The organism is Sphingobium sp., assembly GCF_035511395.1.
GTDB lineage: Bacteria > Pseudomonadota > Alphaproteobacteria > Sphingomonadales > Sphingomonadaceae > Sphingobium.
In genome coordinates, this window is sequence record NZ_DATKFP010000091.1 from 1 (window position 1) to 21,418 (window position 21,418).

General features: G+C 63.2%; 15 protein-coding genes. 8 read left to right on the forward strand and 7 right to left on the reverse strand.

The annotated features are described in order from the left end of the window. From VMR39_RS05325 to VMR39_RS05350, 6 genes are all read left to right on the forward strand, one after another. The coding region (locus tag VMR39_RS05325) for a bifunctional (p)ppGpp synthetase/guanosine-3',5'-bis(diphosphate) 3'-pyrophosphohydrolase (protein ID WP_325414965.1) at window positions 1-2,105 on the forward strand (2,105 nt) is incomplete at its 5' end. 332 nt (window positions 2,106-2,437) lie between these two features. Then, complete coding sequence (gene rpoB, locus VMR39_RS05330; protein WP_325414966.1) at window positions 2,438-6,598, forward strand: DNA-directed RNA polymerase subunit beta; 4,161 nt, start codon at window positions 2,438-2,440, stop codon at window positions 6,596-6,598. 81 nt (window positions 6,599-6,679) lie between these two features. Then, complete coding sequence (gene rpoC / locus VMR39_RS05335; protein ID WP_325414967.1) at window positions 6,680-10,933, forward strand: DNA-directed RNA polymerase subunit beta'; 4,254 nt, start codon at window positions 6,680-6,682, stop codon at window positions 10,931-10,933. Between the two features lie 630 nt (window positions 10,934-11,563). Continuing rightward, a complete protein-coding gene (rplJ, locus tag VMR39_RS05340; RefSeq protein ID WP_325414968.1) occupies window positions 11,564-12,079 on the forward strand; it encodes a 50S ribosomal protein L10 in 516 nt (171 codons plus the stop codon). 68 nt (window positions 12,080-12,147) lie between these two features. Continuing rightward, window positions 12,148-12,525: a 50S ribosomal protein L7/L12 gene (gene rplL, locus VMR39_RS05345; RefSeq protein ID WP_066700403.1), complete on the forward strand. Its 378-nt coding sequence runs from the start codon at window positions 12,148-12,150 to the stop codon at window positions 12,523-12,525. 302 nt (window positions 12,526-12,827) lie between these two features. Continuing rightward, a complete protein-coding gene (locus tag VMR39_RS05350) occupies window positions 12,828-13,523 on the forward strand; it encodes a Crp/Fnr family transcriptional regulator (RefSeq protein ID WP_325414987.1) in 696 nt (231 codons plus the stop codon). Window positions 13,524-13,641: 118 nt separating this feature from the next. On the opposite strand, the gene VMR39_RS05355 is transcribed toward VMR39_RS05350, so the two are convergent. From VMR39_RS05355 to VMR39_RS05370, 4 genes are all read right to left on the reverse strand, one after another. Then, the gene (locus tag VMR39_RS05355; protein ID WP_325414969.1) at window positions 13,642-15,243 is read right to left on the reverse strand and encodes an NAD(P)/FAD-dependent oxidoreductase; all 1,602 of its coding nucleotides are present in this window, start codon (window positions 15,241-15,243) and stop codon (window positions 13,642-13,644) included. Continuing rightward, window positions 15,227-16,432: an aromatic ring-hydroxylating dioxygenase subunit alpha gene (locus VMR39_RS05360; RefSeq protein WP_325414970.1), complete on the reverse strand. Its 1,206-nt coding sequence runs from the start codon at window positions 16,430-16,432 to the stop codon at window positions 15,227-15,229. The genes VMR39_RS05355 and VMR39_RS05360 overlap by 17 nt, the downstream gene beginning before the upstream one ends. An 88-nt stretch (window positions 16,433-16,520) precedes the next feature. Next, entirely contained in the window at window positions 16,521-17,036 is a 516-nt protein-coding gene (locus VMR39_RS05365; protein WP_325414971.1) for a phosphoribosyltransferase, read from the reverse strand. Window positions 17,037-17,041: 5 nt separating this feature from the next. After that, a complete protein-coding gene (locus tag VMR39_RS05370) occupies window positions 17,042-18,025 on the reverse strand; it encodes a bile acid:sodium symporter family protein (protein WP_325414972.1) in 984 nt (327 codons plus the stop codon). A 113-nt stretch (window positions 18,026-18,138) separates the two neighbouring features. Here VMR39_RS05370 and VMR39_RS05375 point away from each other — a divergent pair, with 113 nt between their 5' ends. Then, window positions 18,139-18,897 carry an enoyl-CoA hydratase-related protein gene (locus VMR39_RS05375; RefSeq protein ID WP_325414973.1) on the forward strand — a complete coding sequence of 253 codons (759 nt, stop codon included), beginning with the start codon at window positions 18,139-18,141 and terminating at the stop codon, window positions 18,895-18,897. On the opposite strand, the gene VMR39_RS05380 is transcribed toward VMR39_RS05375, so the two are convergent. Beyond that, on the reverse strand, window positions 18,898-19,845 hold the full coding sequence (locus VMR39_RS05380; RefSeq protein WP_325414974.1) for a DMT family transporter: 948 nt from the start codon (window positions 19,843-19,845) through the stop codon (window positions 18,898-18,900). A 27-nt stretch (window positions 19,846-19,872) separates the two neighbouring features. On the opposite strand from VMR39_RS05380, the gene VMR39_RS05385 reads away from it, so the two are divergent. Beyond that, entirely contained in the window at window positions 19,873-20,448 is a 576-nt protein-coding gene (locus tag VMR39_RS05385; RefSeq protein WP_325414975.1) for an XRE family transcriptional regulator, read from the forward strand. Window positions 20,449-20,492: 44 nt separating this feature from the next. On the opposite strand, the gene VMR39_RS05390 is transcribed toward VMR39_RS05385, so the two are convergent. Together VMR39_RS05390 and VMR39_RS05395 are read right to left on the reverse strand one after the other, a co-directional pair. Next, entirely contained in the window at window positions 20,493-20,807 is a 315-nt protein-coding gene (locus tag VMR39_RS05390; RefSeq protein WP_325414976.1) for a hypothetical protein, read from the reverse strand. A 75-nt stretch (window positions 20,808-20,882) separates the two neighbouring features. Then, the gene (locus VMR39_RS05395) at window positions 20,883-21,389 is read right to left on the reverse strand and encodes a MarR family winged helix-turn-helix transcriptional regulator (RefSeq protein ID WP_325414977.1); all 507 of its coding nucleotides are present in this window, start codon (window positions 21,387-21,389) and stop codon (window positions 20,883-20,885) included. Between the last annotated feature and the right edge of the window lie 29 nt (window positions 21,390-21,418).

Genomic DNA, 21,418 nt, shown 5'->3' on the forward strand with positions numbered 1-21,418 from the left:
TGCTACGCCAATATGAACTTGTCGAACGAGTAAAGCGCTACGATCCGGACGCGGACGAGGCGATGATCAACCGCGCCTATGTCTTTTCGGTCCAGAAGCATGGCAGCCAGAAGCGCGCGAGCGGCGACCCCTATTTCAGCCATCCAATTGAAGTCGCAGGCATATTGACCGACTTCAACCTGGACGACCAGACCATCGTGACAGCGCTGCTGCATGACACGATCGAGGATACGCTCGTCACCTATGAGGAGATTGAGAGCGCCTTCGGCAAGGATGTCGCCCGCATGGTCGATGGCGTGACCAAGCTGTCCAAGATCGAGGCGATGTCCGAAAACGAGCGAGCTGCGGAGAATCTTCGCAAGTTCCTGCTTGCCATGTCGGACGACATCCGTGTGCTGCTGGTGAAGCTGGCCGACCGGCTGCACAACATGCGCACGCTGCACTTCATCAAGAATCCGGACAAGCGCCGTCGCATCGCTCGCGAGACCATGGATATTTACGCTCCGCTCGCGGAGCGAATCGGCATGTATGATTTCATGCGCGAGATGCAGTTGCTGTCGTTCCGCGAGATCGAGCCGGAAGCCTATGACAGCATCACCAAGCGGCTGGAGCAGTTGAAGGAAGGCGGCCATGACAAGGTCGACCGGATCGGCGCGGAACTGCAATTGCTGCTGGGCGGCAAGGGCATGTCGGTGACGGTGTCGGGTCGCGAGAAGCATCCCTATTCCATCTGGAAGAAGATGCAGGAACGGCATATCAGTTTCGAGCAGTTGACCGACGTCATGGCCTTTCGCGTCATTACCGACACGATCGAGGATTGCTACCGCGCGCTCGGCATCATCCACCAGACCTTCAAGATGGTCCCCGGCCGGTTCAAGGATTATATCTCGACGCCCAAGCGCAACGGCTATCAGTCGCTGCACACGACCGTCATCCATCAGGACAATGCCCGTATCGAGGTGCAGATTCGCAGCCGCGACATGCATAATGACGCGGAACTGGGGCTGGCCGCGCACTGGGCTTACAAGCAGAAGGGCGACGCCGCCGACCATCATGCCGCCTGGCTACGCGATCTGGTCGAAATCCTGGAGCAGAGCCAGGATGCGGACGAACTGCTCGAACATACCCGTATGGCGATGTACCAGGATCGCATCTTCGCCTTCACCCCCAAAGGCGAGTTGCACCAGTTGCCCAAGGGATCGACGCCGGTCGACTTCTCCTATGCGGTTCATACATCGCTAGGCAACCAGACCGTCGGCGCGAAGGTCAACGGCCGGGTCGTGCCGTTGCGTACCAATCTGGAAAATGGCGACCAAGTCGAAATCCTGAAGTCCGAGGGACAGGAGCCGCAACCCGGCTGGCTGACCTTCGCCATCACCGGCAAGGCCCGCGCCGCCATCCGCCGCTTCATCCGCCAGAAGCAGCGTGGCGAGGAGATCAAGCTGGGCGAAAAGCTCTATGAGGAGATTATCGGCCGCTTTTCGCCCGACCTCGCCAAGGAACTGGGTGACAAGGCGCTGGCCGCTGCGCTCAAACGGCTGAAGTTGGAGGACCGCGCGTCGCTGATGGTCGCGATCGCCACCCATCGCGTGCTCGATTCGGAACTCATGGAGGCGCTGATCCCCGGCTCGACCACGGCCGAGGGGATGGAGGAAGCCCATCCGCGCCAGCATGAGCCGGTCTCGATCCGCGGCCTGACGCCCGGCATCGCCTATAATCTGTCCGATTGTTGTCACCCCGTGCCGGGCGATCGCATCGTCGGGGTGCGACGGACGGGGGAACCGATTGAAGTCCACACGATCGATTGCCGGTCGCTGGAGGTGGATCAGGATGACGATTGGGTCGACCTGGCCTGGGACAGCAAGTCCAAGGGCGGCACCGCGCGCCTCTCGGTCATCGTCAAGAACCAGCCCGGTGCGCTCGCCGCCGTCGCCAACGTGTTCGGCGCGACAAAGGCGAACATCCTCAACCTCCAGCTGGTCAACCGCGAAGGCCCCTTTCACACCGACATCATCGATCTGGAAGTCGCCGACGCGCAGCATCTCAATCGCATCCTGTCGGCATTGAGAGCGCTCGACATCGTAGTGCAGGCGGACCGGGTATAACGATATTTCCCCTTCCGGATCGCGCCTGCCCTCTTCACAAATCCAGCATATGGTCCTATATCGGCGATCGTAATCCGGTCCGGACGGCACTTCCTGCGCCCATGGACCGGCCTTGGATTTCATGCCGGGTTTCGGGCCGCCTTGCGCACGGCTTCGAGTAGAATGGGCGGAAATCCTGGGATCACCAGACGCTGGCAGTGCGGATCGGACAGTCCCGGCCCGCACTTTTTTGCGTGGCGGAAAAAGGGCGAATCACCCCTTTTATCGGCCACGCCAGACTGAATTTTCGCCGGGATGCGAAAAAACGCGACGAATGAAGGCAAGGACAACGCATGGCGACCAAGGCTCTCCCAACGATCAACACCGGCGCTAAGAAGCGCATCCGCAAGGTGTTCGGCGACATCCACGAAGTGGTGCAGATGCCGAACCTGATCGAAGTACAAAGGGAGAGCTACGAACAGTTCCTGCGCTCCGATCCGTCGATCGGCTATGTGTCGGGCCTGGAAAAGACCCTGCGTTCGGTCTTCCCGATCCGCGACTTCGCCGGCACCGCGGAGATGGACTTCGTTCACTACGAACTCGAAGACCCGAAGTACGACGTCGAGGAATGCCGTCAGCGCGGCATCACCTATGCGGCGCCGATGCGCGTCACGCTGCGCCTGATCGTGTTCGAAGTCGATCAGGACACCGAAACCCGTTCGGTCCTCGATATCAAGGAGCAGGACGTGTACATGGGCGACATGCCGCTCATGACGCAGAACGGCACCTTCATCGTCAACGGCACCGAGCGAGTCATCGTGTCGCAGATGCACCGTTCGCCGGGCGTCCTGTTCGACCATGACCGTGGCAAGACCCACTCGTCGGGCAAGTACCTCTTCGCCGCGCGCGTCATTCCGTACCGCGGTTCGTGGCTGGACTTCGAATTCGACGCCAAGGACATCGTCAACGTCCGTATCGACCGCAAGCGCAAGCTGCCGGTCACGGCGCTGCTCTATGCGCTGGGCCTGACCGCCGAGGAAATCCTGGGCCAGTTCTACAACAAGGTGGTCTTCCTGCGCGGCGAAGGCGGCTGGCAGATTCCCTACACCGCCGAAGCATGGCGTGGCCTGAAACCGGCCTTCGACATCGTCGACGCCAAGTCGGGCGAAGTCGTGTTCGCCGCCGGCCACAAGATCAGCCCCCGCGCCGCCAACAAGGCGGAGAAGGACGGCCTCGAAACGCTGCTGATCCCGACCGAGGAAATCTTCGGCCGCTACAGCGCCTATGACCTGATCAACGAGAGCACCGGCGAAATCTACATTGAGGCCGGCGACGAAGTGTCGCCCGAAAACCTCGAAAAGCTGGACCGTGCGGGCATCGATCGCCTGGAACTGCTGGACATCGACCATGTCACCACCGGCCCCTGGATCCGCAATACGCTGAAGGCCGACAAGGCCGAGGAACGCGATCAGGCTCTGAGCGATATCTATCGCGTCATGCGTCCCGGCGAACCGCCGACGAAGGAAACCGCCGAAGCCCTGTTCGCCGGCCTTTTCTTCGACGCCGAACGCTATGACCTGTCGGCCGTCGGCCGCGTCAAGATGAACATGCGCCTCGACCTGGACGCCGAGGACACCGTCACCACTCTGCGCGTCGAGGACATCCTCGCCGTGGTCAAGGAACTGGTGAACCTGAAGGACGGCAAGGGCGAGATCGACGATATCGACAATCTCGGCAACCGGCGCGTCCGCTCGGTCGGCGAACTGCTGGAAAACCAGTATCGCGTCGGCCTGCTGCGCATGGAGCGTGCGGTCAAGGAACGCATGTCGTCGGTCGACGTGTCGACCGTGATGCCGAACGACCTCATCAACGCGAAGCCCGCCGTGGCCGCAGTGCGTGAATTCTTCGGCTCGTCGCAGCTGTCGCAGTTCATGGACCAGACCAACCCGTTGTCGGAAGTCACCCACAAGCGCCGCGTGTCGGCGCTTGGGCCGGGCGGTCTGACCCGTGAGCGCGCCGGCTTCGAAGTCCGCGACGTTCACCCGACCCACTACGGCCGTATCTGCCCGATCGAAACGCCGGAAGGCCCGAACATCGGTCTGATCAACAGCCTCGCGACGTTCAGCCGCGTCAACAAATATGGCTTCATCGAAACGCCCTACCGCAAGGTGATCGACGGCAAGGTGACGAACGAAGTCGTCTATCTGTCGGCGATGGAAGAAGCCAAGCACACGATCGCGCAGGCCAACGCTGAAGTGAATGCCGACGGCAGCTTCACCGAAGACCTGATCTCCGCGCGTGAAGCCGGCGAATTCCTGATGTCCCCCAAGGACAACATCACTTTGATGGACGTCAGCCCCAAGCAGCTGGTATCGGTCGCGGCCTCGCTCATTCCGTTCCTGGAAAATGACGACGCCAACCGCGCGCTCATGGGTTCGAACATGCAGCGTCAGGCCGTGCCGCTGGTCCGTGCCGAGGCGCCGTTCGTCGGCACCGGCATGGAAGGCACGGTTGCGCGTGACTCGGGCGCTGCCATCGCGGCTCGCCGCGCGGGCATCGTCGACCAGGTCGACGCGACCCGTATCGTGATCCGCGCGACCGGCGATGTCGAACCCGGCCAGTCGGGCGTCGACATCTACACGCTCCAGAAGTTCCAGCGGTCCAACCAGGACACCTGCATCAACCAGCGTCCGCTGGTGAAGGTGGGCGAACTGATCCAGGCCGGCGAAGTCATCGCCGACGGCCCATCGACCGAGTTCGGCGAGCTGGCGCTGGGCCGCAACGTGCTCGTCGCGTTCATGCCCTGGAACGGCTACAACTATGAAGACTCCATCCTGATCTCCGAGCGGATCGTGAAGGATGACGTCTTCACCTCGATCCATATCGAGGAGTTCGAGGTCATGGCCCGCGACACCAAGCTGGGTCCGGAAGACATTACCCGCGACATCCCGAACGTCGGCGAGGAAGCGCTGCGCAACCTCGACGAGGCGGGCATCGTCTACATTGGCGCCGAAGTGGAGCCGGGCGACATTCTGGTCGGCAAGATCACCCCCAAAGGTGAATCGCCGATGACCCCGGAAGAAAAGCTGCTCCGCGCGATCTTCGGTGAAAAGGCGAGCGACGTGCGCGACACGTCCCTGCGTCTGCCGCCGGGCGTTGCCGGTACCGTCGTGGAAGTGCGCGTGTTCAACCGTCACGGCATCGACAAGGACGAGCGCGCCATGGCGATCGAGCGGGAGGAAATCGACCGTCTCGCCAAGGACCGTGAGGACGAACGCGGCATTCTGAACCGTGCGACCTTCAACCGTTTGCAGGAAATGCTGCTCGGCCAGACCGCTTCGGCCGCCCCCAAGGGCGTCAAGAAGGGCGTGGTCATCGATGAGGCCCTGCTGGGCGAAGTCGAGCGTCACGAATGGTGGAAGTTCGCGGTCGAGGACGATGTCCGTCAGACCGGTATCGAAGCCGTCAAGGCGCAGTATGACGAAGCGGTGAAGCTGATCGTCGAGAAGTTCGAGGACCGCGTCGACAAGCTGCAACGCGGTGACGAGCTGCCGCCGGGCGTGCTGAAGATGGTCAAGGTTTTCGTCGCGGTGAAGCGCAAGCTGCAACCAGGCGACAAGATGGCCGGCCGTCACGGCAACAAGGGCATCATCTCGCGCATCCTGCCGGCCGAAGACATGCCGTTCCTGGAGGATGGCACGCCGGTCGACTTCGTGCTGAATCCGTTGGGCGTGCCGTCGCGCATGAACGTCGGCCAGATCTTCGAAACCCATCTGGGCTGGGCCGCGCGCGGTCTGGGCGCCCAGATCGGCAAGGCTCTGGACGACTGGCACGAAGCCAATCCGAACCCCGAGGCGGGCCAGCCCCCCGAGGCGGTGAAGGAACTGCTCAAGACGATCTATGGCGACAATTACACCGCCGAGATCGATCAGCGCAGTCCCGAGGATATCGTCGAGCTGGCGCAGAATGTCCGTGGCGGCGTGCCGATGGCGACGCCGGTGTTCGACGGCGCAGTCGAAGCCGACGTGTCGGCGATGTTGAAGCTGGCCGGTCTGGATGAATCGGGTCAGGTTACGCTGTATGACGGCCGTTCGGGCGACAGCTTCGACCGCAAGGTCACTGTCGGCTACAAGTACGTCCTGAAACTGCACCACCTGGTCGACGACAAGATTCACGCACGCTCGATCGGCCCCTACTCGCTCGTCACCCAGCAGCCGCTGGGCGGTAAGGCGCAGTTCGGTGGCCAGCGCTTCGGTGAAATGGAAGTGTGGGCGCTCCAGGCCTATGGCGCCGCCTACACGCTCCAGGAAATGCTGACGGTGAAGTCGGACGACGTGGTCGGCCGCACCAAGGTCTACGAGGCGATCGTCAAGGGCGACGACACGTTCGAGGCCGGCATCCCCGAAAGCTTCAACGTGCTGGTCAAGGAAATGCGCTCGCTGGGCCTCAACGTCGAACTCGCCGCGATGGACGAGGTCGAGGACGACGACGGCATGGCGCAGGCGGCGGAATAAGGGATGGCCGGGCGCTGCTTTCGGCGGCGCCCCCTCCCCTTCTTCGCCCCGGAAAATACACCCTCTAGAGGGACTTGAAATATGAACGAACTGACGAACTTCGCCAATCCGATCCAGAAGCCGGAAACCTTCGACCAGATCCAGATCGGTCTTGCCTCGCCCGAGCGCATCCGCAGCTGGTCCTTCGGCGAGATCAAGAAGCCGGAAACCATCAACTATCGCACGTTCAAGCCCGAGCGTGACGGCCTGTTCTGCGCGCGCATCTTCGGTCCGATCAAGGACTATGAATGCCTGTGCGGCAAGTACAAGCGCATGAAGTACAAGGGCATCGTCTGCGAAAAGTGCGGCGTCGAAGTGACCGTGTCGAAGGTCCGCCGCGAACGCATGGGCCATATCGAGCTGGCCGCCCCGGTCGCGCACATCTGGTTCCTCAAGTCGCTGCCTTCGCGCATCGGCCTGCTGCTCGACATGCAGCTCAAGCAGCTTGAGCGCGTCCTCTACTTCGAATCCTACATCGTCACCGAACCCGGCCTGACGCCGCTGGAGAAGTTCCAGCTGCTGACCGAGGACGAACTGCTCGACGCGCAGGATGAGTATGGCGAAGACGCCTTCTCGGCCGGTATCGGCGCCGAGGCCGTCAAGCAGATGCTGATGGACCTCGACCTCGAAGGCGAGAAGGTCGCGCTGCTCGACGAGTTGGCGACCACCAAGTCGGAACTGAAGCCCAAGAAGATCATCAAGCGCCTGAAGGTCGTCGAGTCCTTCCTGGAATCGGGCAACCGTCCCGAATGGATGATCCTGGACGTCGTTCCTGTCATTCCGCCGGAACTGCGCCCGCTGGTTCCGCTGGACGGCGGTCGTTTCGCGACGTCGGACCTCAACGACCTGTATCGCCGCGTCATCAACCGTAACAATCGTCTGAAGCGCCTGATGGAGCTGCGTGCGCCGGACATCATCGTCCGCAACGAAAAGCGCATGTTGCAGGAAGCCGTCGACGCCCTGTTCGACAACGGCCGCCGTGGTCGCGTCATCACCGGTGCCAACAAGCGTCCGCTCAAGTCGCTGTCCGACATGCTCAAGGGCAAGCAGGGCCGCTTCCGTCAGAACCTGCTCGGCAAGCGCGTCGACTATTCGGGTCGTTCGGTCATCGTGACCGGTCCGGAACTCAAGCTGCACCAGTGCGGCCTGCCCAAGAAGATGGCGCTCGAACTGTTCAAGCCGTTCATCTACGCCCGCCTCGACGCCAAGGGTCTGTCCATGACCCTGAAGCAGGCCAAGAAGTGGGTCGAAAAGGAACGCAAGGAAGTCTGGGACATCCTCGACGAAGTCATTCGCGAGCACCCGGTCATGCTGAACCGCGCGCCGACGCTGCACCGTCTGGGCATTCAGGCGTTCGAGCCGGTCCTGATCGAAGGCAAGGCAATCCAGTTGCACCCGCTCGTCTGCTCGGCCTTCAACGCCGACTTCGACGGTGACCAGATGGCCGTCCACGTTCCGCTCTCGCTGGAAGCCCAGCTGGAAGCGCGCGTGCTGATGATGTCGACCAACAACATCCTCTCGCCCGCCAACGGCAAGCCAATCATCGTTCCGTCGCAGGACATGGTTCTGGGTATCTATTACCTGTCCATGGAGCGCGAGGGCGAGCCGGGCGAAGGCATGCTGCTGTCCGACATGCAGGAGGTCCACCAGGCCCTCTATGCCAAGGCCGTCACCCTGCACTCGAAGATCGTCAGCCGTGTGCCGCAGACCGATGAAAACGGTCAGCAGTATATGAAGCGCTTCGAGACCACGCCGGGCCGCATGCTGCTGGGCGAATGCCTCCCCAAGTCGCACAAGGTGCCCTTCGACGTCGTCAACCGCCTTCTCACCAAGAAGGAAATCGGTGACGTCATCGACCAGGTCTATCGTCACACCGGCCAGAAGGACACGGTGCTGTTCGCCGACGCCATCATGTCGCTGGGCTTCCGCCACGCGTTCCAGGCCGGCATCTCGTTCGGCAAGGACGACATGGTCATCCCCGACAGCAAGGTGACGCTGGTCGACGAAACCAAGGCGCTGGTTGCCGATTACGAGCAGCAGTATCAGGACGGTCTGATCACGCAGCAGGAAAAGTACAACAAGGTGATCGACGCCTGGAGCCGTTGCGGCGACCAGGTCGCGAACGCCATGATGGACGAGATCCGTGCCCAGCCCAAGGACGAGAATGGTCGCATGGCGCCCATCAACTCGATCTACATGATGGCGCATTCCGGTGCCCGTGGTTCGCAGGCGCAGATGAAGCAGTTGGCCGGTATGCGCGGCCTGATGGCCAAGCCTTCGGGCGAGATCATCGAAACGCCGATCATCTCGAACTTCAAGGAAGGCCTGACCGTCCTTGAATATTTCAACTCGACCCACGGCGCTCGTAAGGGTCTGGCCGACACCGCGCTCAAGACGGCGAACTCGGGTTACCTGACCCGCCGTCTGGTCGACGTGTCGCAGGACTGCACCATCGTCGAGGAAGATTGCGGCACCGAAAAGGCGCTGGAGATGAAGGCCATCGTTCAGGGTGGTTCGGTCATCGCCTCGCTCGGCGAGCGCATCCTGGGCCGCACCACGGCGCAGGACATCGTCGACAGCAAGGATGGCAGCATCGTCATCCCGATCGGCACCCTGCTGGACGAAGCGATGATCGCCCAGATCGAGGCGATCGGCACGCAGGCCGTGAAGATCCGCAGCCCGCTGATCTGTGAAAGCCGGATGGGCGTGTGCGGCAAGTGCTATGGCCGTGACCTCGCCCGCGGTACGCCGGTCAATATCGGTGAAGCGGTCGGCGTCATCGCGGCGCAGTCCATCGGTGAACCGGGTACGCAGCTGACCATGCGTACCTTCCACATCGGCGGCGCGGCGAACTTCAACGAAACGTCGAACCTTGAATCCATGTCGGACGGCACGATCGAGCTGCGCGACATGCCGACCATCATGGACAAGAACGGCCGTCGCCTCTCGCTCGCCCGCAACGGCGAGATCGCGATCATCGACAATGAAGGTCGCGAGCGCGAAACGCACCGCCTGCCTTACGGCGCCACCATCCTGTTCGCGGATGGCGACGCAGTGAAGAAGGGCGATCGCTTCGCCGAGTGGGATCCGTTCACCATGCCGGTGATCACCGAAAAGCCCGGTATCGTTAAGTATGTCGACCTGATCGACAACAAGACGCTGACCGAGCAGACCGACGAAGCCACCGGCATCGCGCAGCGCGTGGTGATCGAACATCGTGGCGCCGCCAGGACGAAGGAAGATCTCCGTCCGCGCCTGACCCTGCTGGACGACAATTCGGGCGAAGCTGCCCGCTACATGCTGGCGGTGGGTGCGACCCTGTCGGTCGACGACGGTGCGCAGGTTCAGGCCGGTGACGTGCTGGCGCGTGTCAGCCGCGAAGCGGCCAAGACCCGCGACATCACCGGTGGTCTGCCGCGCGTCGCCGAACTGTTCGAAGCCCGCAAGCCCAAGGACAATGCGATCATTGCCAAGGTGTCGGGCCGCGTCCAGTTCCTCAAGGACTACAAGGCGAAGCGCAAGATCGCCATCAATCCCGAGGATGGCGGCGAGCCGGTCGAATATCTGATCCCCAAGAGCAAGGTGATCGACGTTCAGGAAGGCGACTTCGTGAAGCGCGGCGATAACCTGATCGGCGGTTCGCCCGATCCGCATGACATTCTGGAAGTTCTCGGCATCGAGCCGCTGGCCGAATATCTGGTCGCGGAAATCCAGGAAGTCTATCGCTTGCAGGGCGTGAAGATCAACGACAAGCACATCGAAACGATCGTTCGTCAGATGTTGCAGAAGGTCGAGATCATCGAGTCCGGCGACACCACGCTGCTGGTGGGCGAGCAGGTCGACCGCGAGGAAATGGACGAGATCAACAGCAAGCTCCAGCCGGGCTTCGCGCCCGCCGCGGGCAAGCCGGTGCTGCTCGGCATCACCAAGGCCTCGCTCCAGACCCGTTCGTTCATCTCGGCGGCGTCGTTCCAGGAAACCACCCGCGTCCTCACGGAAGCGGCGGTCCAGGGCAAGAAGGACACGCTCGTCGGTTTGAAGGAAAACGTCATCGTCGGCCGTCTCATCCCGGCAGGCACCGGTGCGGGCATGAATCGCATGCGCGTTGCGGCCTCTTCGCGCGACGCGGCGATGCGCGCAGCGCTCCGCGCCGCCAGCCAGGTGGACCTGATCGCGCCCAAAACGGCTGCCGAAGAGCATGCCGCCGAACTGCGCCAGGGTCCGGAAGCCGCGATCGGCGACGATCCGCTGGGTGCCGTCCAGGGTGAGGACTTCACCACCGAGGATATGGAATAAAAAAGCTTGGGAGCCGCATCCTGGATCAGGAGCGGCTCCCAAGCTCTTGGCGCTCTTCGGGACGCAGAAAAGGCCTGCCGGCATCGGCGGGCCTTTTATTTTTCTGGCCAGCATATCCGGCCCAAAGGGAGCCGTCATTCGACACCGCCGATCTGTTGGTCCGTCTCAAGGGGAAAAGCCTGGTTACGACGAAAGGCTTCGTTGTCGCTGGCAGCGTCCTTCTGACCTCAAATAGTCGCGTCCACATGAATGACGCTATCTGGGCCCGTCTTGCCCCGCCCCACATCGCACAAAGTTACACTCGAACGCCTCAATGGCGAAACCATTCCGGACGACTTAGATTCCGCGTGACAAACCACTACACTTGCCGTAAAGGCGCGATCAGCGGATCCCTTGGATCCTCCGTCCGAGACCGTTGGTGAAGGGAATCTGCCCTTCTTAATCTCCAGCCTAGACGGGGAAAAGTTCTTTACCGGACAGGCTTCGCGCCTGATTCGGGTCTGCCTGTTCCTCATGGATGCGGGCCAGTCGACCTCTCCCCTTCGGACCTAAGTGCCCCATGCCGCAAGGCGTGGGTTTTAGCCGTTCGCTTGGCTGTCAGGCGAAGCGAACATGAAGTGGAGTAATGGCATGGATCGTAATCAGAAAGCTGAGGTCGTTTCCGCGCTGAACGCAGAGCTGGCAGAAGTTGGCGTGGTCGTCGTGACCCGCAACCTCGGCATGACCGTCGCCCAGTCGACCGTCCTGCGCCAGAAGATGCGCGAAGCCGGTGCGTCCTACAAGGTTACGAAGAACCGCCTCGCCCGTATCGCCCTTGATGGCACCGCCTACGGCCCGATCAGCGACCTGCTGACCGGCCCGGTTGGCCTCGCCTCCTCGGTCGATCCGGTCGCCGCCGCCAAGGTTGCGATCGAATTCGCCAAGACCAACGACAAGCTTGAGATCGTTGGCGGCGCGATGGGCGAAGTGCTGCTCGATGCGGAGGGCGTCAAGGCCCTGGCATCGATGCCGTCGCTGGATGAACTGCGTGCGAAGCTGGTCGGCCTTCTGGTCGCCCCGGCTACCAAGCTCGCAACCGTCACCCAGGCACCGGCTGCGCAGCTTGCGCGCGTCTTCAACGCCTATGCGGAGAAGGAAGCGGCCTGAGCCGTTCGCCCTCCGATTTTTTGACCCTCATCTGACGGGGCATATCGCCCCAAAAAAGGAAATATATCATGGCAGACATCAACGCTCTGGTCGACCAGCTCTCGGCCCTCACCGTCCTCGAAGCCGCTGAGCTGTCGAAGGCTCTGGAAGAAAAGTGGGGCGTTTCGGCCGCTGCTGCCGTCGCCGTCGCCGGCCCCGCCGCTGGCGCCCCGGCTGCTGCCGCTGCTGAAGAGCAGACCGAATTCGACGTCATCCTGACCGGCGACGGTGGCAAGAAGATCAACGTCATCAAGGAAGTCCGCGCCATCACCGGCCTGGGCCTGACCGAAGCCAAGGCTCTGGTCGAAGGCGCTCCGAAGGCCGTCAAGGAAGGCGTGAACAAGGACGAAGCCGAAAAGCTGAAGAAGCAGCTGGAAGAAGCCGGTGCGACCGTCGAGCTGAAGTAATCGGACTGCCCTGCGGCTATGTCCGCAGGGCGAACCGATCCGGTTCATGTCCGGGAAATGAGGCGGCACCTTCGGGTTGCCGCCCTTTTTCATGCGCGGGGAAGCGAGCGGAGGCGAGCAGAACGGGGCGTTCAAAAGCGATGTCGATACTCAGTTGCCGAGCAGCCGCAGTTGATGGCTCCCTATCCGCTCTGCAAGCGTTACTGGCTGATCTCGTTTAAAGCGCCCTTCATCTAAAAATCCTATTGGGCTGCTGCCTAAGCGGAGTTGCAGTATTGCCGCCCAGTCGATTTTCCGAGTTCGTGGCCTTGACGTCCCGTGAGCAAGAGGCCGTACGCGCGTCTGCCACCGAGACACTTCGTTGCAAGCGCCGCTCGACACTGCGCCACGAAGGGGCAGCGGTTCAGCATATATATCTGCTAACTGAAGGTTGGGTCGCTTCGTCCATGACCCTAAAGGATGGCGCGCGACAATTTTTCAAAGTGCATATTCCGGGAGACGTCCTTGGCGCGCCCAGCCTCGCCAACATAAGCGCCGTTGAAACGTTGACCGCGATCACCGATTGCACGGTCAAATGCGTCCCACTTTCCCGCCTTGCCGACATATTCGCAGAACATCCGCGCTTGGGCATGAGCCTGTTCCTGAGTGCTAATAAGGAGCGCGTCGCGCTCATGGACATGCTGGCAGCCGTGGGACGCATGTCTGCGGTCGGACGGCTTGCACGCTTCCTGATTGACCTGCATGACCGCCTTCTTCACGCCGGGCAGACTGAAGCGGGCTGGCTACCAATACCCATGACCCAGGAAATGATAGCAGATTTATTGGGGCTGACCGCTGTTCACGTCAACCGAATGCTCCACGAACTCGAAGGCCGTTCGCTACTTCGACGCCACGGCAGGGACTTCATACTTGATCTGGCAGGACTTCGAGCGTTGGACATGATCGCCTTGCGGACCTATGTACAGGAACCGCTATGGCTGCCTTCGACACAAGGCTGAATATCAAGTCGGTTAAAGGTTCTATCTGCTACATTGGCAGACCTGCCCTGGACTCGATGTTTCATTGGAAACCTGTTTCCGCGCAAGTGGGATTCGATCTTTCAGCCCCGCCACCCATCTACCGCCAGCGCCGCCAGATCGCGCCGTCCTTCAGCACTTCGCGCGCGGCATTATGGCCCGGCGCGCCGGTGACGCCGCCGCCCGGATGCGTACCCGCGCCGCACATGTAGAGGCCCTTCACCGGCCCGCGATAGGCGCCGTGACCCAGTACCGGGCGCGCCGCCCACATCTGGTCCAGCGTCAGGTTGCCGTGCATGATGTCGCCACCGATCAGGCCGAACTTGCGCTCCAGATCCAGCGGCGAGTGGATCTGCCGCGCGATCACCGACTTCCCAAAGCCTGGCGCATGCGCCTCCACCGTCGCGATGATATGATCCGCCGCGGCCTCGCGCTCCTCATCCCAACTGCGGCCGTCGGGCAGCTCCGGCGCGAACTGCTGGCAGAAGAGGCTCGCCACATGGCATCCCTCCGGCGCCAGGCTGTCGTCGATGGTCGAGGGGATCAGCATCTCCACGATCGGCTCCCTCGACCAGCCGTCGCGCTTCGCATCCAGAAACGCCCGGTCCATATAGTCGAGTGTCGGCGCGATGATGATGCCCGACTGGTGATGCTCGCCCACGCCCGGCAGGCAGGTGAAGTCGGGCAGCGCCGACAGCGCCACATTCATCCGGAACGTGCCCGATCCTGTCTTGAAAGCCTTGATCCGCCGGGTAAAATCGGCGGGCAGATCGGCCGGGTCCATCAGGCGCTCGTAAAGCAGCTTCGGCCCGACATTGGCGATCACCGTGCGGCCCATCACCTCCTCGCCGCTGTCCAGCCTGACGCCCACGGCGCGTCCGCCATCCACTAGCACCGAAGCGACCGGCGCTTCCAGGCTGAGCTCCACGCCCATGGCGGTTATGACCTGCGCCATGATCTGCGTGATCGCGCCCATGCCGCCGACGCTGTGGCCCCAGGCGCCCTTCCTGCCGTTCACCTCGCCGAACACATGGTGCAGCAGCACATAGGCGCTGCCGGGCGTATCGGGGCTGGCATAATTGCCCACGACCGCGTCGAAGCCAAACGCCGCCTTCACCGCATCGCTCTCGAACCAGCTGTCGAGGAAGCCCCGCGCCGACTTGGTGAACAGGTCCAGCACGTCGCGCTGCTGCTCCAGCGTCAGGCCCGCGATCCGCCGCCCCTGCTTCAGCGCTTCCACGATCATGGTCAGGCCATCGCCGACATTGGGCGGGCTTTTCAGCACCAGATCGCGCAGCACGTCCGCCACCACCTCCAGTGCATCATAATAAGCGGGCAGCGCCTCGGCATCCTTCGCGCTGAACTTGCGGAACTCCGCCTGCGTCTTTTCCAGCCCCCCGCCCAGCTTCAGATAGCCGCCATCGAGCTGGGGGAGGAAATTGCTGATCGGCCGCTCGATCACGCGATAGCCATGGTCGGCCAGCTTCATGTCGTGGATGACCTTGGGATTGAGCAGGCTGACCGTGTAGCTGGCGGTCGAATTGCGGAAGCCGGGATGAAATTCCTCCGTCACCGCCGCGCCGCCGACGACATCGCGCCGCTCCAGGATACGCACCCTGTAGCCCGCCCGCGCCAGATAGAAGGCGCAGACCAGCCCGTTATGCCCGCCACCGATGATGACGGCGTCATAGGATTTCGTCATTTTTATTTCCCCCAAGATAACCCGTGCCGCCCGACGACCACCCCATCGCCGGCGCACGATGCAGCCGCGCCTGCGGAATGGCCTGCCGCACGCGTCCGCAAAAATGCCGCAGCGCCACTTCCTGCTCGCTGAGCGGCCCCACGGTGAAGCTGGCGGACGCCATGCCCGCCTGCACCCGCCCGACCAGCGCCGTATCCTCCGCATTGACCTGCCGGTTGATCCGCCAGTTGAGATAGCGCGCCGCCTTCATCTCCCGGCGCTCATCGGGCAGCGCGTAGCTGATCTCCCGGATCAGCGTCCGGGTCGGCGACACCGGCAACCATTGCATGAAATCGACCTGATCGGGATAGATGTCGAAGGCGAAATTGGGCCAGAGCTTGTAATAGGTCCACAGCCGCTGCCGTTCCGCCGGCAGGTGCGGCACTGGCGGCAGGAAGTGCTGATAGGCCCGCTCCGACAGATTGGCCGACGGACGGTCGAGGATCGGTCCCCACATCTTGTCGGCATGGAGCGAGGCTTCCACGCCATAGCCCTCACCCATCAGCCGCTTGAGGCCCGGATGCGCCACCGCGATATGCAGCCCGTCCGAATAATTGTCGCCGATATTCTTCCAGTTCACCGCGCGCGGGCGCAGCGTTACCCGCCCCAATGCGCGCAGTTCCTCGAAACGATAGGGCGCAATCTCTGCGGCATAGGGCGCCATCATCTCCGCCACCGACGGCCCGCCATCGTCGACCAGCCGCACGAACAGAAAACCCTGCCACGCCTCCACCGCGACGGGACTAAGTCCATGGTCCGCCAGCGCGAAGGCGTCGCCATAGCTGGCCTTCATCGGCACGCCCGACAGCCGTCCGTCCGTCTCATAGGTCCAGCCATGATAGGGGCAGACCAGCTTCTTCGCGCAGCCGCTGGTGCCGTCCACGATCCGCGCCCCGCGATGGCGGCAGACATTGGTGAAGCCGCGCACCATGCCGTCATCGCCCCGGATCAACACCACGCTTTCGCCCAGATAGTCGAGCGTGTGGAAATCGCCCGGCGCGCCTATGTCGGACAGATGGCAGACGATCTGCCAGGACGGACGGAAGATCCGCTCCACCTCCATGCCAAGAAACTCGGCATCTGCATAGGTCCAGGCCGGCAGGCTCCATCCCGCATCGGGATCTTCCCCGTTCGACCGCCCCTGCTCCACTCGCCCCGCCTCCAATTTAACGACCGTATAATAGCAGGCAAACTTCGGCGATCAATGGGGCGGTCAGCTTGTCCAGATCGATGTCCGTTTACGCCGTCCGGTCAGGCTCCTCGCCCCAGTCGGCCAGGATGCTGGCGCGGCTCGCCACCTTCTCCCAGGGGAAGACGAACCAGTCCTTGGTCACGGCCCGGTCGATCGTTTCGGCGCGATAGTCGACGCTGGCGGCGGAGCGGATATTGTCCATCAGCACGGCGACGCGCAGCACGTCGCCGTCCGCCCGACCCATGGCGTCGCGCAGCCGGTTGATCGTCCCGCCGCTGTCGTTGATGTCATCGACGATCAGGATCCGCTCGCCCGCCGCTGCCCGGCTCGCCAGTTCCACCAGCAACGCGTCGCTGAAAGCCGGCAGCTTCGCCGACATGTCGACCGACAGCATCGGCCGCCCCATCGCGTGGCTGAGCCACGTCGCAGGCGCCAGCCCGCCGCGCCCCACGCCGACCAGCCAGTCGGGCCGCCATCCCGACGCGGCGACCGCATGGGCCAGCGCGTCGATCTGGGCCAGGAAACGATCCATGTCGATGTCCGTCAGAATGGGTTCGCTCATCGCCCTCACTCCGCCGGGGCCAGTTCAGCGGCCGGCTGCGCGCCATAGCGCCGCGCCAGCCAGGCGCAGGCCATCAACTGGATCTGGTGGAACAGCATGATCGGCAGCAGGATCGGCCCGACCGTGCTGGCCGGGAACAACACGCCAGCAATCGGCACGCCCGACGCCAGGCTCTTCTTGGAGCCGCAGAATTGCAGCACGATTGCATCCTCGCGCGACAGGCCCAGCATCCGCCCCAGCAGCAGGGTGAAGAGCAGGATCAGCACCAGCATCCCGATGCACAGCCCCGCCAGCACCAGCAGTTCCTCGCTCGAGACCTGGCTCCACAGCCCTTCCACTACGGCGGCGGAAAAGGCGGAATAGACGACCAGCAGGATCGATCCCCGGTCGACCCGCCCAATCATCGCCTTGTGCCGCCCGATGAAGCCGCCGATCCACGGCCGCATCAGATGGCCGACGACGAAGGGCAGCAGCAATTGCAGCACGATCCCCTCCACCGAGGACAGGGAGATAAGGCTGCCGCTCCCGCTTTTCTGCATCAGCAGCGCGACCAGCAGCGGCGTCAGGAAAATGCCCAGCAGGTTGGAAAAGGACGCACTGACCACCGCCGCCGCAACATTGCCGCGCGCGATCGCGGTAAACGCGATGGAGGATTGCACCGTAGAGGGCAGCAACGTCAGGAACAGCAGCCCCGCTCGCATATCCGACGGCACGAAACCGAATCGCCCGACGATGAGGCCGAGAATCGGGAAGGCGACGAAGGTCGTGCCCAGCGTCGCCAGATGCAGTTTCCACGCCTTCGCCCCGCTCCAGATCGCCTCCCGCGACAATTTCGCGCCATGCAGGAAAAAAAGCAGCACGATGCCCGCATCGGCGACGATACCCGCGATCCGCGCGCCCTCCCCTCGCGCCGGCAATAGCGACGCTAGGGCAACGGTGGCGATCAGCAACAGCAGGAAGGGATCAAGCGCCTGGCGCAATCGGTTCATATTCATATCCGGCGGGACGATAGGTTGTTTTGGGGGATAGACGCGGTGCCAAGGCTGCGCCAACAATTTCCCCTTGGACAGGACCAAGCTGGATTAGACAGGAGAGGCTAGACGTGAGCGAGCATATCGCGGTGATCGAAACCGCGGGCGTCATCGAAATCCATATCGATCGCCCGGACAAGAAGAACGCGCTGACGGCGGACATGTATCGCGCCATGACGGCGGCGCTGGCCGACGCATCCGCGCGCGCGGAGATCGGCGCGGTGCTGGTCGCAGGACGCGGCGACGCCTTCTGCGCGGGCAACGACCTCAAGGACTTCATGGCAGGACCAGAGGGCGGCGGCGCCGCCTTCGACTTCATCCACGCCATCGCCGCCTTCGACAAGCCGATCGTCGCCGCGGTGCAGGGGCTGGCGGTCGGCGTCGGCACGACCATGTTGTTCCACTGCGACCTCGTCTATGCCGCGCCCGACGCGCGCTTCGTCATGCCCTTCGTCAATCTCGGCATCGTGCCGGAGGCCGGCTCCAGCCTGCTCGCGCCCGCGATCATGGGCCATGCCAAGGCGGCGGCGATGCTGCTGCTGGGCGAGCCGATGGATGCGGAAAGCGCTGATCGCGCCGGCTTCGTCACCGCGATCGTGCCGGTCGCAGCCCTGCTCGATCACGCCCGCGCCAAAGCCGCCGCGCTGATGGCCAAGCCGCCTCAGGCGCTCGCCGCGACCCGTCGCCTGATGAAGGGCGACCCCGCCCTGCTCAATGCCCGGATCGAGGAGGAAGCGCGCCTCTTCCGCGAAACCCTCACCTCGCCCGAAGCGCAGGAGGCCTTCGCCGCCTTCTTCGAGAAACGCCCGCCGATATTCAAACGGGGCTGATTACGATACCGCGCTCGCCTGCGGATCGCGGATGTCTTCCGCATCCGCCGGCTTGCGCCGCCGCTCGAAGTTGATCTCGCTGACGATCACCGCCGCGACCACCAGCAGCCCGCCCAGCAGCGCCGTGGCGGGCATCCGCTCGCCCGCCATCCGACCGATGATCCCGGCCCAGACCGGCTCGCCCGCATAGATGAGCGTCGCCCGCGTCGGCGACACGGTCCGCTGCGCCCAGTTCATCACAAACTGGATCACCGCCGTCATCGCCCCCAATCCGCACGCGCTGATCACCACCGTCCAGGAAAAGGGCGGCACGCTTTCTCCCGCCGGTCCCATGCAAACGAAGGCCAGCAGCGCCGTCACCGCCAGCTGCACCAGCGTCACCCGCGCGACATTCACCTTGCCCGCCCACAGGCTGATGAAGATAATCTCCAGCGCGATCGCCAAAGTGCTGATCAGCGTCAGCGCCTCCCCCTGCCCCATCGCCAGCCCATCCCTCGGCGCGGCGATCAGCAGCAAGCCGGCAAAGGCCAGCGCCACCCCGATCCAGCTCGCCAGCCGAGGCCGTCGCCGCAGGATGATCCATTGCAGGATCGGCACCAGCGGCACATAGGCGGCCGTAATGAAGGCGGACGTGCTGCTGCTGATCGTCTGCAAACCCCAGGTCTGGAGCGAATAGCCGGCGAAAATGCCGATGCCGATCATCAGCCCCGCCACCACTTCCCGCGCTGTCAGCCCGCGCAGCACCGGCAGCGCCAGCGGCAGGGCGATCAGCGCCGCCGTGCTGAAACGCAGCCCGACGAAGAAGAGCGGTCCCGTTTCCTTCACCGCATTATGGACGATCAGAAAACTGGCACCCCAAAGGATGGTCGCGCCCATCAGCGCGAGTTCGGGACGACCGATCATCAATCGGCTTTGGGCAGGCTTGTCGGAGGCGTCATTGTGCAACATAATGCACATCGCCCTATGAGCAATATATTGCACAGTCAAGACTCAGCGACGCAGGATCGCCCCGATGTACTCGCCCATGTCGCGGGGAATGTCCGCGCGCTCCGTGTCGATCGCGGTTTCAGCCAGGATATGCTGGCGGCGCAGGCCGGCGTCAGCCGGCGCATGATTTCCGGCATCGAAAGCGGGGAAGCCAATGTCAGCCTGTCGACGCTCGACCGTCTCGCCCACGCGCTCGGTGTCAGTTTCTCGCGCCTCGTCCGCCCGCCGGAAATGCCCGACAACAGCCGCATCGACAGCCTTGCCTGGCGCGGCGACAGTCCGGACAGCCGCGCCACCCTGCTCGGCACCGTGCCGGCCGCGCGCGAAGCCGAACTATGGACCTGGTCGCTGGGCGCGGGCGAAACCTATCCGGCAGAGGCCGACGCCGCCGACTGGCACGAAATGCTCTATGTGGTGGAAGGCGCGCTGACGGTGGAAGTCGAAGGCGCGGAACCGAAGCGGGTCGCGGCGGGCGACTTCCTGATCTTCACCAGCGACCACCCCTACCTCTTCGTCAATCGCGAAGACACGCTCGTTCGGTTTGTTCGCAACGTTGTCTTCTGATGCCGTTCGCTCCCGGCGGAGCGAACGGCATCCATCATCAGGCCTCAATCATGCTTGAGGTCGTGGCCGGCCTTCTCCAGCGATTCGCCGACATCCTTCTTGGCCTCGCCCGTTTCGCGCCGGGCGTCCGCCGCAGCATTGTCGGTCGCAGCGCCGATCCGGTCCGCGCCATTGTCGATCGCCTGGCCCGCATCGTTCAGACCGTTGTCGATCTTCGCGCCGGCATCGTCGACCGCGTTGGTCACGTCGTTGCCGATCGCCGAACCCGCATTTTCCAGATTGTCCTGCGCCTTTTCCGAGCAGGCCGACAGGCCGGCGGCGGCCAGGATCGTCAGCCCGGCGAGAAGGGTGTTACGCATAAATGTGGCTCCTCTTGCCCTTGTCATGGAGCCGTTCAAGCGCAGGAGCAGGCAGAAAGTTTCGCAGGCTTAACCTTATCCGCCACGCAGGCCGAACACCATCGACCGGTCCCCCTCGGGAATCAGCCCCTCCAGCACGCGCCAGAAACCGGTGACGGACCCCTGCCCCGCCTGCGCATAGGCAGCTGCCATCTTCTCGCGCAGCGCCCGGAACAGCTCTGCTTCCAGCGCCTTGCCGGCAGGACTGAGCCGCAGCAATTTCTGACGCCGGTCGCTCGGACCGATCCGCGTCTCTATATAGCCACGCTCGATCAGGTCGTTGAGTACCCGGCCCAGCGACTGTTTGGTGATCGCCAGCAGCCGCAACAAATCCTTGACCGTCAGATCGGGCTGGCGGGAAATGAAATAGAGCGCGCGATGATGCGCCCGTCCCAGCCCCTGTGACGACAACCCCTCATCGATCGACCGGGTCAGCGCGGAATAGCCGAAATAAAGCATCTCGATGCCGCGCCGTATCTCGTCCTCACGCAGGAAGAGCGGCGATGCGGGCGAAACTTGGGAAGGCGCGTTGGTAACGGACATGTATGGTTGCAATCCGGCAAAAGGGCGAA

Coding starts and splice junctions, on each gene's coding strand:
- rpoB (WP_325414966.1), top strand. CDS start 2,438: ATGGCGACCAAGGCTCTCCCAACGATCAACACCGGCGCTAAGAAGCGC.
- rpoC (WP_325414967.1), top strand. CDS start 6,680: ATGAACGAACTGACGAACTTCGCCAATCCGATCCAGAAGCCGGAAACC.
- rplJ (WP_325414968.1), top strand. CDS start 11,564: ATGGATCGTAATCAGAAAGCTGAGGTCGTTTCCGCGCTGAACGCAGAG.
- rplL (WP_066700403.1), top strand. CDS start 12,148: ATGGCAGACATCAACGCTCTGGTCGACCAGCTCTCGGCCCTCACCGTC.
- VMR39_RS05355 (WP_325414969.1), bottom strand. CDS start 15,243: ATGACGAAATCCTATGACGCCGTCATCATCGGTGGCGGGCATAACGGG.
- VMR39_RS05365 (WP_325414971.1), bottom strand. CDS start 17,036: ATGAGCGAACCCATTCTGACGGACATCGACATGGATCGTTTCCTGGCC.
- VMR39_RS05370 (WP_325414972.1), bottom strand. CDS start 18,025: ATGAACCGATTGCGCCAGGCGCTTGATCCCTTCCTGCTGTTGCTGATC.
- VMR39_RS05380 (WP_325414974.1), bottom strand. CDS start 19,845: ATGTTGCACAATGACGCCTCCGACAAGCCTGCCCAAAGCCGATTGATG.
- VMR39_RS05390 (WP_325414976.1), bottom strand. CDS start 20,807: ATGCGTAACACCCTTCTCGCCGGGCTGACGATCCTGGCCGCCGCCGGC.
- VMR39_RS05395 (WP_325414977.1), bottom strand. CDS start 21,389: ATGTCCGTTACCAACGCGCCTTCCCAAGTTTCGCCCGCATCGCCGCTC.